The organism is Piscinibacter lacus, assembly GCF_016735685.1.
GTDB lineage: Bacteria > Pseudomonadota > Gammaproteobacteria > Burkholderiales > Burkholderiaceae_C > Aquariibacter > Aquariibacter lacus.
On the sequence record NZ_JAERRA010000001.1, the window covers coordinates 1,318,608 to 1,330,642 of the forward strand.

The following is a 12,035-nucleotide window of genomic DNA, read 5'->3' on the forward strand; positions in this document are numbered from 1 at the left end:
CGGGCCGCCCGGCGATGAAGCCCGGTCCCGATCCTGCCGCGCGCCGCCGCCTGCTGGGTGGCGTGGCGGCCCTGGCCGGCCTGGCCTGGGCCGGTGCCGGACGGGCCGCCGCACCGGGTCCTGCGCCCGGTGTTGCACCGGCGGCCGGAGCCGGTGCGCGTGCGCGGGAGGAAACGGCGTCCGGCGGGGGCGTCGCCGCCGCGGCCGCCCCCGCCGGCCCGGTCGAGGTGATCGACGACCGCGGCCTGCGCCTGCGCCTGCCGCGGCCGGCGCGGCGCATCGTCAGCATCGCGCCGCATCTGGCCGAGCTGGCTTTCGCGGCCGGGGCCGGCGAGCGCCTGGTCGGCGTCAGCGCCTACAGCGAGCATCCGGCCGCCGCCCGCCGCCTGCCGCGCATCGGCGACAGCAACGGCCTGGACCTGGAACGCATCCTGGCCCTGCAGCCCGACCTGGTCCTGGCCTGGGACGGCGGCACGCCCGAGCGCCAGCTCGCCCGCCTCGATGCGCTGGGCCTGCCGGTCTTCCACGACCATCCGCGCCGCCTGGCCGACATCGCCCACAGCATCGAGCGCATCGGCCGCCTGGCCGGCTGCGCCCCGCAGGCCGAGGCGGCCGGGGCCGCCCTGCGTGCCCGGCTGGCGGCGCTGCGCGCGGCGGCGGCGGGCAAGCCGCCGGTGCGGGTCTTCTTCCAGGTCTGGCACCAGCCGCTGCTGACGGTCAGCGGCCGGCACCTGATCGACGAATTGATCGGTCTGTGCGGCGGCGTCAATGTCTTCGCCGGCCTGCGCCCGGTGGTGCCCCAGCTGGGCCTGGAGGCCGTGCTGCGCGAAGACCCCGAGCTGATGATCGCGACCGCCGAGCCCGGCCTGCCCGATCCGCTGGCGCCCTGGCGCGCCTGGCCCGGCCTGCGGGCCGTCGCCCGGGGCCAGCTGCTGCGCCTGGACGGCGGCGAGCTGGGGCAGCCGACGCCGCGCATGCTCGACACCGTCGGGCCGATCTGCGCGGCGATGGAGGCCGTGCGCGCCCGCCGCGTCGGCCGCTGAAGCTCGGCGATCCGCCCGGCCGCTGCGCCTGACCGAAGCGGGGCCGGGCGCAGCACGCCACGCCGCGCGTTGCCGCGCTGCTCAGGCCGCAGCCGCCGCGGGCCCAGGCGCCGGCTGTGGCTCCGGCCGCACGCGGAAGCAGGCCGCATAGAGCGCCGGCACCACGATCAGGCTCAGCGCCGTGGCCACCACCAGGCCGCCCATGATCGCGATCGCCATCGGCCCCCAGAACACGCTGCGGCTCAGCGGGATCATGGCCAGGATGGCGGCGGCGGCGGTCAGCACCACCGGCCGCGCGCGCCGCACGCTGGCATCGACCACGGCGGTCCAGCGGGCCGCGCCGGCCGCGATGTCGTGGTCGATCTGGTCGACCAGGATCACGGCATTGCGCATGATCATGCCGCCCAGCGCGATCACGCCCAGCAGCGCAACGAAGCCGAAGGGCGCCTGGAAGGCCAGCAGCGCCGGCACCACGCCGATCAGGCCCAGCGGCGCGGTGAGGAAGACGATGCCGACCCGCAGGAAGCTCTGCAGCTGCACCATCAGCACGCCCAGGGTGACCAGGAACATCAGCGGGAAGACGGCGAAGAGCGCGCGGTTGGACTTGTCGCTCTCCTCGCTCGCGCCGCCGATCTCCAGGCGGTAGCCGGCCGGCAGCCGCTGCACCAGCGGCTGCAGCGTGGGCCAGACGGCCGCGGTGGCCGAGGGGGCCTGCACGCCGTCGACCACGTCGGCGCGCACGGTCAGCACGGGCTCGCGGTTGCGGGTCCAGATCACCGGCTCCTCGAAGCCCGGCGTGATCGTCGCCAGTTCCGACAGCGGCAGGGCGCGGCCGTCGCGGCCGAAGAGCTGCACGTCGCCCAGCCGCTCGATCGCGCTGCGCTCGTCGGGGCTGGCGCGCACCAGCACCTCGACCAGGTCCTCGCCGCTGCGGATCGCGGTGGCCGGTGCGCCCGAGAGCACGGCCTGCAGCACGCCGGCCACGTCGGCGCTGGCCAGGCCGTGTTCGCGCAGGCGGGCCGCATCGGGCTGCACCTGCACGCTGCGGACCTGCTCGTTCCAGTCGAGCTGCACATCGCGCAGCAGCGGGCTGGCGCGCATCTGGTCGCGAACCTCGGCGGCGATGCGGCGCAGGGTGTCGGGTTCGGGGCCGATCACGCGGAACTGCACCGGAAAGCCGACCGGCGGGCCGAACTCCAGCCGCAGCACCCGGCCGCGCAGCTCGGGGAAGGCCTCGTCGGCATCGAGCAGGGCGCGCAGGCGGCCGCGCACGGCCTCGCGCTCGGCCAGGCCGGCGGTCTGGATCACGAACTGGGCATAGCCCGGGTTGGGCAGCTCGGGCGCGAGCGAGAGGAAGAAGCGCGGCGAGCCCGCGCCGACGTAGGCGGTGTAGCCCTGGATCTGCGGGTCGGCGGCCAGCACCGTCTCCATGCGCTTCACCGCGGCTTCGGTGGCGGCGAAGCTGCTGCCCTCGCGCAGTCGCAGCTCGACCAGCAGCTCGGGCCGCGAGGCGGTCGGGAAGAACTGCTGCTGCACCCGGCCCATGCCGGCCGCGGCCAGCACGAAGGCCAGCAGCGTGCCCAGCAGCACCTTGCCGCGATGCGCGACCGCCCGCTCGACGACGCGGCGCAGCGCGCGGTAGACCGGCTTGTCGTGCGGGTCGGCCCCGGCATGGCCGCTGCCGATGCGGCGCGGCAGCAGCTTCACGCCCAGGTAGGGCGTGAAGACGACGGCGACGAACCAGCTCGCGATCAGCGCCAGGCCCACCACCCAGAAGATGCCGCCCGCGTACTCGCCCGAGATCGAGCGTGCGAAGCCCACCGGCATGAAGCCGGCCACGGTCACCAGGGTGCCGGTCAGCATGGGGAAGGCGGTCGAGGTCCAGGCGAAGCTGGCGGCGCGCACGCGGTCCCAACCTTCCTCGATCTTCACCACCATCATCTCGACGGCGATGATCGCGTCGTCGACCAGCAGGCCCAGGGCGATGATCAGCGCGCCGAGCGAGATGCGGTCCAGCGCCCAGCCCAGGGCGTGCATGACGATGGCCACCAGGCCCAGCACCAGCGGCACCGAGGCCGCGACCACGATGCCGGTGCGCCAGCCGAGGAAGACGAAGCTGACCGCCAGCACGATGGCCAGGGCTTCGAGGAAGGCGCGTTCGAACTCCCACACCGAGGCGTCGACGACCTGGGGCTGGTCGGCGTACTTCTCCAGCGTCACGCCGGCCGGCAGCTCGCGCTGCAGCGTCGCCAGCCGTGCATCGAGCGCGTGGCCGAGCGCGAGGATGTTGCCCTCGCGGACCATGGTCACGCCGATCGCCAGCACCGGCTCGCCCTGGCGGCGGATGCTGAAGCTGGCCGGGTCCTCGGTGCCGCGGCGCACCGTGGCCAGGGCATCGAGCCGCAGGGTGCGCGGGCCCTCGGGGCCGCGCACCTCGATGGGCAGGGCGGCCACGTCGGCGGCATCGCGCAGCGCGCCGCCGACGCGCACGAAGACGCGGTCCGGCCCCTGCTCGGCCGCGCCGGCCGGGGCCAGCGCGTTCTGCCGCGCCAGCGCGTCCAGGATGGGCTGCGGCGTCAGGCCCAGCGCGGCGAGCTTGCGGGTCGAGAACTCGACGAAGACCTTCTCCGCCTGCCGGCCCAGGATGTCGACCTTGGCCACGCCGGGCACCGCGCGCAGGCGGCGCTTGATCTCCTCGGCCACGCGGCCCTGCTCGGGCAGGGTCAGCTCGGGCGCGCGCAGGGCCACCAGCATCGCGTAGACGTCGGTGTATTCGTCGTTGTAGAAGGGGCCGCGCACGCCCTCGGGAAACTCGTGGCGCACATCGCCGATCTTCTTGCGCGCCTGGTACCAGGCGGCTTCCAGCTCGGCCTTGGGCGTGCCGCCGTCCATCCACAGCGTCATGCCGCCGAAGCCCTGGCGCGCGAAGCTCTGGATGCGGTCGACGCCGTCCAGCTCTTGCAGCTCGCGCTCCATGCGGTTGAGCACCTGGCCGCGAAGGGTCTCGGCACTGGCGCCCGGCCAGGCGACGACCAGGGTCATGGCCGGGACATTGAAGTTCGGATCCTCCAGCCGGCCCAGGCGCTGGAAGCTGAAGACCCCGGCGATCAGCGTCGCCAGGATCATGAAGAGCACGAGGGCCGGATGGGCCACGGCCCAGGCCGAGAGGTTGAAGCGCTCGGGCGTGGCGGGCGTTGCGAGCGTGGCGGGGGCGGCGGGGGCGGCGGGGGCGGCGGCATGGCCGGCGGCGGGCACCGGCGCCTCGGGCGGGGTCTGCGGGCCTGTGCTCACGGCCGGCTCCTCGGGGCCACGGCCAGGCCGGCATCGAGCTTCTGCGCGCCGACGCTGACGATGCGCTCGCCCGGCTGCAAGCCGCGCACGCGCAGGGTCTCGCCCTCATGCGCCAGCACCTCGACCGGCCGGGCTTGCAGGCGCGCGACGGCCGGCGCCGAGGCCGAGGCCGCAGTCTCGACCACCTGCCAGACCTTGGCGCCCGCGCCGTCCTGGAGCAGCGCGCTGACGGGGATGCGCACGCTGCCCGCCTCGGCCGCCGTGCCGCCACGTTCCAGCAGCAGCTCGACGCTGCGGCCCAGGCCCAGGGCAGGGCGCTGGGCCGCCTCGCGGGCCGGCAGGGCGTAGCGCACGCGCAGGGTGCGGCCCTGGGCCGAGGCGACCGGCGATTGCTCGCGCAGCGTCAGCGGCAACGGCTGCTGGCCGTCGGCCAGCAGCCGGGCCTGCCAGGCGGCGGGGCCGCCGGGCAGCGATTCGGGCAGGTCGGCTTGCAGCTCGGTCGTCCCTTCACGGGCCAGGGCCAGCACCGGCTGGCCGAGGCTCAGAACCTGAGCCTGCTCGGCACGCAGCGCGGTGACCACGCCGTCGAAGGGTGCCAGCAGCCGGCTGTAGCCCAGGCGCTGCTGCTCCAGTTGCAGGGCCTCCTGCGCGCGGCGGGCCTGGGCGGCGGCGGCCTCGGCCCGGCTGCGCTGGCGCTCGGCATCGGCCTGGCCGATGGCGCCGTCGCGGGCCAGGCCGGCGAAGCGCTCGGCATCGGCCTCGGCCTGGCGCTGCTCGACCTCGGCGGCGCGCAGGGCCTGCTCGGCGGCCTGCACGGCGCGTTGCAGGTCGATCGGGTCCAGCTCGGCCAGCACCTGGCCGGCGCGCACGCGCTGGCCGAGCTCGACCGCGCGCAGGCGCAACTGGCCAGCGGCGCGGAAGCCCAGCTCGCTTTCCACCCGCGGCCGCAGCACGGCGCTGAAGCGGCGCTGCTCGCTGCCGTCGGCCGCCTGCACGGGGCTGACGAAGACCGGCTGCGGGCGGCTGGCGGGTGGGGCTTCGGCGCTGCAAGCGGCCAGGAGCAGGGCGCTCAGGGCCAGCCAGGCGGCCGGGCGGGGCTGGGGGACGGAGGGCATGGGGGGCTCCGGGTGAGGAAGGCGTTGGGGATTTCGGGCGGGCGCGGGCGCCGGGCCGGTGTCGGATGCGGGTCGGGCAGCCCGCCTCAGCGCCCTGCGGCGGCTGCCGGCGCCGGCCAGCCGCCGCCCAGGGCCAGGATGAGCTGCACCGTGTGCTGGGCCTCGCGGTGGCGCAGCTCGCTGAGCGCCAGCTCGGCCGCGAGCACGCCGCGCTCGGCCTCCAGCAGCGGCAGGCGGCCGGTCTGGCCGGCCTGCCACAGGGCCTGGGCATGGCCGCGCTGGGCCTGGCGGCTGCTCAGGCGGGCTTCCTGGCTGCGGCGCGCCAGGGCGTCCTGCTGGCGGACGACGAGGCTGGTTTCGACCTCCTCCAGCGCGCGCAGCACGGCGGCGCGCAGGGCCAGTTCGGCCTCGGCCGCGCGGGCATCGGCCTGGGCGATGCCGGCCTCGCGCCGGCCGCCGTCGAAGATCGGCAGGCGGAAGGCCAGGGCCACGCTGCTGAAGCGCAGCGGCGCCAGGCCGGCGCCGTTGACCGTCAGGTCCTGGCCGCCGAAGAGCGCGCTCAGGAAGAGCCGCGGCCAGCGCTGCGCCTCGGCCTCGGTGCGGCGCGCGCCGGCGGCGCGCCACTGGCGTTCGGCGGCTTGCAGATCGGGGCGGCGCAGCAGCAGTTCGGAGGGCAGGCCCGGCCCGGGCTGCGGCCCTTGCAAGGGCTGCGTGCCGGCGCCGGCCAGCTCGGGCAGGGGCTGGCTGGGCGAGCGGCCGGCCAGCACGGCCAGGCGGGCTTCGCTGGCAGCGATCAGCGTGCGCAGCGGCGGGCGCTGCGCGTCGAGGTCCAGGCGTTCGTCCTCGGCACGGCGCAGGGCCAGGGCGCTGCCTTCGCCGGCGGCTTGGCGGCGCGCTTGCAGGGCCTCGGCCTCGGCCAGCTTGTCGTGCAGGGCATCGAGCAGGGCCAGTTGCTCGCGCGCGCCGCGCCACAGCAGGTAGTGCCGGGCGGTTTCGCCCGCGACCAGCAGGCGCGCACCGTCCACCCCCAGGGCGGCGGCCTGCGCATCCAGCTCGGCGGCCTGCACGGCCGCGCGCACGCCGCCGAAGAGGTCCAGCTCCCAGCCGCTGTCCAGGCCCAGGCGCAGGGCGCGCACATCGGGCTGGCCGCGCTTGAAGGCCTCGGGCAGGCCGCTGCGTTCGTCGGACACCGAGGCCTGCGCATCCAGCCCCGGCAGCAGGCGGCTGGCCTGGGCGCTGCGGCCGGCGCGGGCCTGCTGCACACGGGCCAGGGCGATGCGCACGTCGAGGTTGCCGCCCACTGCGCTTTCGACCAGGGCGGCCAGGGCGGGGTCGCCGAAGTCGCGCCACCACGGCCCCTCGCTGAAGGCGGCAGCCGGACCGTGGCGGAAGCCGCCCTCCGGGGCCGGGGGCGCCAGCGCCTCGGGCCGCGGCGCCGCGCAGGCCGCGAGCATCAGGGCCAGCAGCAGGGGGGAAAGGCGGCGGAAGGTCGGCAGGGAGGGCATGGGCTCGGCTTCACTGGACTTGCTGGTACAGTAATCTATCCATGATTTACTGTACGGTCAAGTAATGGAAATCGACCCGGCCCCCCCGGTCAAGCGGGGTCGCCCGCGCGACCCGGAGCGCCAGCGCCGCGTGCTCGAAGCCGCGGCCGAGCACTTCCAGCGCGAGGGCTTCGCCGGCACCAGCATGGAGGCGGTGGCCGCCAGCTCGGGCGTGTCGAAGATGACGATCTACAGCTACTTCCCGAGCAAGGAGCAGTTGTTCGAGGCCTGCATCGCCGCGCGCATCGACGCCGTCTTCGCCTTCGACCGCCTGCCGCCCACCGATCTGCAGGACCCGGCCCGGCTGCTGCGCCACCTGGGCCGCAGCTTCCTGAGCCTGATGCGCGACCCCGGCGTGATCGGCATGCATCGCGCCCTGTATGCCGCGGCCGGCCAGCATCCCGGGGCCTGCGCGAGCTTCTTCGCCCAGGGCCCGCGCCGCCTGACCGACCAGCTTGCCGAGGCCCTGCGCGCCCTGCATGCGGCCGGCAGCCTGAGCGTGCCCGATGCGGCGCGCGCGGCCGACCAGTTCTATGCGCTCTTCCTCGGCCGCGACCACTGCGCGGCCCTGCTCGGCCTGCCGCTGCCTGCGGCCCGTGCCGACGAGGCGACGGTCGAGGCGAATGTGGCGATGTTCCTGCGCGCCCACGCGCCCCAGGCGCGCTGAGCCCGCTTCAGCGCATGCGCCGGGCCCGGCCGCGCGGGCTGCGGTTGCGCCAGAGCGCCAGCACCTCCATCAGGCCCCAGACCACCGCCCCCGCCAGCGCCGCCGGCTGGATGCGGGCACGTCGCGGCGCACGGGTGCGCGGGGGGGCCAGGAGGGAAGGGGGCAGGGGCTTGGACATGCCGCGATGCTCGTCGGCGGCCGTGACGCATCCGTGACAGGTGCCTGCGCGCGGGGCGCGGCGGCGGCAAGGCCCGTCCTTGTCATCGTTCGGTCACACGCCGGCCGGGGTCGGGCGATTACGCTGGTCGGCTTCCGCCGTCGCCTGCCCCACGAGTCCCCGCTTGCCTGCCCCATCGCCTGCCGCGCTGCTGCGCCTTGAGGAGCTGCTGGCCGCAGCGGGCGGCGCCGCCCGCCACCGCTTGCTGGGCTGGGTCGACGACGGCGGCGAGCGCCTGCCCCTGCATGCCATCCTGCTGGGCAATCCCGACCCGGGCCTGCCGGCCCTGGGCTTCTTCGGCGGCGTGCACGGCCTGGAGCGCATCGGCGCCGAAGCCGTCATCGCCTACCTGCACAGCCTCGTCGCCCGCCTGGGCTGGGACCGGGGCTTGCAGCACCAGCTCGACCACCTGCAACTCGTCTTCATGCCCCTTGTGAATCCGGGCGGGCTGCGGCGCGGCACCCGGGCCAATCCGCGCGGCGTGGACCTGATGCGCAATGCCCCGGTCGAGGCCCAGGGGCCGGTGCCCTTTCTCGTCGGCGGCCAGCGCTTCAGCCCGGGCCTGCCCTGGTACCGCGGCGCGGCCGGCGCGGCGATGGAGGTGGAGAGCGCCGCCCTGTGCGAACTGGTCGAGGCCGAGCTGCTTTCGCGGCCCTTCGCCCTGGCGCTGGACTGCCATTCCGGCTTCGGCTCGCGCGACCGGCTGTGGTTTCCCCATGCCCACACGCCCGAGCCCATGGCGCCGCTGCCCGAGGTGCATGCCCTGGGCCGCATCCTGGCGCAGAGCCATCCCCACCACCGCTATGTGCTGGAGCCGCAAAGCCGCCAGTACCTGGCGCATGGCGACCTGTGGGACCACCTGCTGCTGCGCGCCGCCGGGCGGCCGCCCGGCAGCTTCCTGCCGCTGACGCTGGAGATGGGATCCTGGCTGTGGGTGCGCAAGAACCCGCGCCAGCTCTTCCGCCGCGACGGGCTCTTCAATCCCATGATCGCCCACCGTCAGCAGCGGGTGCTGCGGCGGCATCTGGGCCTGTTCGATTTCCTCGCGCGGGCCACCCAGTCGCATGCCGCATGGTGCCCGCAGGGCGCGGCCCGCGAGCAGGAGCGCGCCCTGGCCCTGGCGCGCTGGTACGCGGCATGAGCCGGGCGGGATCCCCGACAAGCCCTGCGCCCGCACCCTGCTGGGTGCTGCTGCGCGGCCTGGCGCGCGAATCCGGCCACTGGGGCGACTTTCCCGAGCGCCTGCGTCAGGCCCTGCCCGGCAGCCGGGTGCTGACGCCCGACCTGCCTGGCACCGGCCTGCGCCATCGCGAGCCGGGCCCGGCCTCGATCGAGGCCCTGACCGCCGCGCTGCGCGCGGCCCTGCCGCCCGGCCTGGGGCCGCTGCATCTGCTAGGCCTGTCCCTGGGCGGCATGGTGGCGACGGCCTGGGCGCGCCGCCATCCGGAGGAGCTGGCCAGCCTCACCCTGCTCAACACCAGCCTGCGGCCCCATGCCGGCCCGACGCAGCGCCTGCGCCCTGCCGCCTGGCCCATGCTGCTGCGGCACCTGCTGGGGCCGACCGGCGACCTGTCGGCCCGCGAGGCGACGATCCTGGCCTGGACCAGCGCCCGCCATGCCGGCGACCCGGTGCTGCCGCAGGCCTGGGCGGCGCTGGCCCGCCGCCACCCTATGCGCCGCCTCACCGTGGCCCGGCAGTTGTTCGCGGCGGCCCGCTTCCATGCCCTGGCGCCGCCCTGGCCGACGCGGGCCGCGGCCGGCTCGCCCGCGCCCAAGCCCATCCGAATTGCCTGCGGTCTGCAGGATCGCCTGGTGAGCCCCGCCTGCTCGGAAGCCCTGGCTGCCGCCTGGGGCCTGCCCCTGCTGCGCCTGCCGCAGGCCGGCCACGACCTGAGCCTGGATGCCGGCGCCGAGCTGGCCGACTGGCTGGCCCGCGAGACCGCGGCCACGGCCGCGCCCGACCCGCTCAGCGGAACACGGCCAGCGCCTTCTCCAGCGCCATCGTGAAGGGCGCCTCCATCAGCGGCAGCGTGAGCGCCATGCCGATCAGGCCCACGCCCAGGGTGATGGGAAAGCCGATCGCGAAGACATTGAGCTGCTGCGCGACCCGCGCCACCACGCCCAGGGCCAGGTTGACGAAGAGCAGCATGCCCAGGATGGGCAGGGCGATCCACAGGCCGAGGCGGAAGACCTCCGCCCCCCAGGCCTGCGGCTGAAGCTGCTGCAGCACCGCCATCGGCGAGCCCGTGGCCGGGAAGAGCTGGAAGCTGTCGATCACCGCCGCGCTCAGCATCAGGTGGCCGTGCACGGTGATGAAGATCCAGGCCGCCAGCGTGCCGTAGAAGCGGCTGACGGCGGTGGACTGGCTGCCGCTCATCGGGTCGAAGAAGGCCGCGAAGTTCAGGCCCATCTGCAGGCCGACCAGCTCGCCCGCGTATTCCAGCGCGGCGAAGACGATGCGTGCGGCCAGGCCGATCGTCACGCCGACCAGTACGTTCTGCACCACCGCCTCCAGCGCCGCCGCACCATCGAGCGGTATGGCCGCGCTGGCCGGCAGCGTGGCCTGCGCGGCCAGGGCCACCAGGAAGGCCAGGCCGATCTTCAGCCGCATCGGCACGGCCTTCACGCCGATCACCGGCGCGCTGGCGAACAGCGCCAGCATGCGCAGGAAGGGCCACAGGATGGGGCCGATCCAGGCCGCGAGCTGGGCCTCGCCGATCGAGATCAAGGCCGGGGCCTCAGCCGACCACGCCGGGGATGGCCTGCAGCATGCGCTGCAGGTACTCGACCAGGCTGCTCAGCATCCACGGCCCGGCCAGGGCCAGCACCGCACAGGCCGCGACCAGCTTGGGCACGAAGGACAGGGTGGCCTCGTGCAACTGCGTGGCCGCCTGCACGATGCTGATGACCAGGCCCACGGCCAGCACGGTCAGCAGCAGCGGCGCGGCCAGGGTCAGCAGCAGCAGCAGGCCCTGCTGGCCGAAAGTGATGACTTGCTGGGGGTCCATGGCCCGGTCTCGCGGTTCAGGTGGCGAAGGAGGCGGCCAGCGAACCCAGCAGCAGGTTCCAGCCGTCGGCCAGCACGAAGAGCATCAGCTTGAAGGGCAGGGCCACCATCACGGGGCTCAGCATCATCATGCCCAGGCTCATCAGCACGCTGGCCACGATCATGTCGATGACCAGGAAGGGAATGAAGATCAGGAAGCCGATCTGGAAGGCGCTTTTCAGCTCGCTGGTGACGAAGGCCGGCACCAGCACGCGGAAGGGCGCGTCCTCGGGCTTGAGGTCCTCGGGCAGCTTGGCCAGGCGGCCGAAGAGGGCCAGGTCGCTCTGCCGCGTCTGCTTGAGCATGAAGCTGCGCATGGGGCCCTGGGCCCGGTCGATCGCTTCCTCGAAGCCGATCTGCTGCGCGGCATAGGGCTGCCAGGCCTCGCTGTAGACCTTGTCGACCGTCGGGCCCATCACGAACAGGGTCAGGAAGAGGCTCAGGCCGATCAGCACCTGGTTGGGCGGCGCCGAGGGCGTGCCCAGGGCCTGGCGCAGCAGGCTCAGCACGATGACGATGCGGGTGAAGCCCGTCATCATCAGCAGCAGGGCCGGCAGGAAGCCGAGGGCGGTGAAGAACAGCAAGGTCTGCACCGGCACCGAGTAGCTGCTGCCCCCGGCCGACTGGCCGATGATCAGCGGCAGGCCGGGGCCGGCCGTATCCTGGGCCGCAGCCAGGCCCGCCACGCAGGCCAAGCCCAGGGCGAGGGCGCCCCTGCGCAGACAGCGCATCGCATCGACAGGCATGGGATCTCCGGCTTTCAGCGACGCGGATGCAGCCGGATCACCGGGGCCTTGGGCGGCGGCGGCGGGGCCACCGCCTCGGCCGGCGGGCGGCTGAGGGTGTGCAGGGTCTGCATGCCCTGGGGGGTCACGCCAACGATGAGCCAGCGGCGCTCCTCGCCCTGGCCGACTTCCAGCGTCAGCACCTGCTGCTGCGGCCCCACCGGCAGGCGGCTGATCAGCCGCGCCGGCACGGGCCAGGCCCGGGCCGCCGTGGCCCCCAGTTGCGCCCCCAGCGGCGAGCGCTTGAGCAGCCACAGCAGCAGCGGGATGGCGAGCACCGTCAGGGCAAAACCCAGCAGCGCGGAAGGCATCGAGGACAGGTCCATG

Annotated in this window: 12 protein-coding genes; 4 read left to right on the plus strand and 8 right to left on the minus strand. The window is 74.9% G+C overall.

What is annotated here, in order from left to right; all coding sequences use genetic code 11:
* Positions 1–14: 14 nt before the first annotated feature.
* On the plus strand, positions 15–1,043 hold the full coding sequence (locus JI742_RS06075; RefSeq protein WP_201824756.1) for a cobalamin-binding protein: 1,029 nt from the start codon (positions 15–17) through the stop codon (positions 1,041–1,043).
* A gap of 81 nt (positions 1,044–1,124) precedes the next feature.
* On the opposite strand, the gene JI742_RS06080 is transcribed toward JI742_RS06075, so the two are convergent.
* From JI742_RS06080 to JI742_RS06090, 3 genes are all read right to left on the minus strand, one after another.
* A complete protein-coding gene (locus tag JI742_RS06080; protein WP_350309634.1) occupies positions 1,125–4,334 on the minus strand; it encodes an efflux RND transporter permease subunit in 3,210 nt (1,069 codons plus the stop codon).
* A complete protein-coding gene (locus JI742_RS06085; protein ID WP_201824757.1) occupies positions 4,331–5,449 on the minus strand; it encodes an efflux RND transporter periplasmic adaptor subunit in 1,119 nt (372 codons plus the stop codon). Before JI742_RS06085 ends, JI742_RS06080 begins: the two co-directional genes overlap by 4 nt.
* 86 nt (positions 5,450–5,535) lie before the next feature.
* Positions 5,536–6,954 (minus strand): efflux transporter outer membrane subunit, encoded by a 1,419-nt coding sequence (locus JI742_RS06090; RefSeq protein WP_201824758.1) that lies wholly within the window; start codon positions 6,952–6,954, stop codon positions 5,536–5,538.
* 64 nt (positions 6,955–7,018) lie between these two features.
* Between JI742_RS06090 and JI742_RS06095 the strand changes: the two genes are divergently transcribed.
* On the plus strand, positions 7,019–7,660 hold the full coding sequence (locus JI742_RS06095) for a TetR/AcrR family transcriptional regulator (RefSeq protein ID WP_201824759.1): 642 nt from the start codon (positions 7,019–7,021) through the stop codon (positions 7,658–7,660).
* Positions 7,661–7,667: 7 nt separating this feature from the next.
* Here JI742_RS06095 and JI742_RS06100 read toward each other — a convergent pair whose 3' ends face one another.
* Positions 7,668–7,838: a hypothetical protein gene (locus JI742_RS06100; protein ID WP_201824761.1), complete on the minus strand. Its 171-nt coding sequence runs from the start codon at positions 7,836–7,838 to the stop codon at positions 7,668–7,670.
* A gap of 163 nt (positions 7,839–8,001) precedes the next feature.
* Here JI742_RS06100 and JI742_RS06105 point away from each other — a divergent pair, with 163 nt between their 5' ends.
* Positions 8,002–9,018: a M14 family zinc carboxypeptidase gene (locus JI742_RS06105; RefSeq protein ID WP_201824763.1), complete on the plus strand. Its 1,017-nt coding sequence runs from the start codon at positions 8,002–8,004 to the stop codon at positions 9,016–9,018.
* A gap of 44 nt (positions 9,019–9,062) precedes the next feature.
* A complete protein-coding gene (locus JI742_RS06110; protein ID WP_201824765.1) occupies positions 9,063–9,884 on the plus strand; it encodes an alpha/beta fold hydrolase in 822 nt (273 codons plus the stop codon).
* Here the strand turns inward: JI742_RS06110 and fliR are convergent.
* From fliR to JI742_RS06130, 4 genes are read right to left on the minus strand one after another with little or no spacing between them, the layout of a single operon-like run.
* Complete coding sequence (gene fliR, locus JI742_RS06115) at positions 9,844–10,605, minus strand: flagellar biosynthetic protein FliR (protein ID WP_201824768.1); 762 nt, start codon at positions 10,603–10,605, stop codon at positions 9,844–9,846. The two genes, JI742_RS06110 and fliR, sit on opposite strands and share 41 nt — an antisense overlap.
* 10 nt (positions 10,606–10,615) lie before the next feature.
* Positions 10,616–10,885, minus strand: coding sequence for a flagellar biosynthesis protein FliQ (gene fliQ, locus JI742_RS06120; RefSeq protein WP_201824770.1), 270 nt, complete (start codon positions 10,883–10,885; stop codon positions 10,616–10,618).
* Between the two features lie 16 nt (positions 10,886–10,901).
* Positions 10,902–11,654: a flagellar type III secretion system pore protein FliP gene (gene fliP / locus JI742_RS06125; protein ID WP_201826437.1), complete on the minus strand. Its 753-nt coding sequence runs from the start codon at positions 11,652–11,654 to the stop codon at positions 10,902–10,904.
* A 29-nt stretch (positions 11,655–11,683) separates the two neighbouring features.
* Positions 11,684–12,034 carry a flagellar biosynthetic protein FliO gene (locus JI742_RS06130; RefSeq protein ID WP_201824771.1) on the minus strand — a complete coding sequence of 117 codons (351 nt, stop codon included), beginning with the start codon at positions 12,032–12,034 and terminating at the stop codon, positions 11,684–11,686.
* Position 12,035 lies beyond the last annotated feature (1 nt).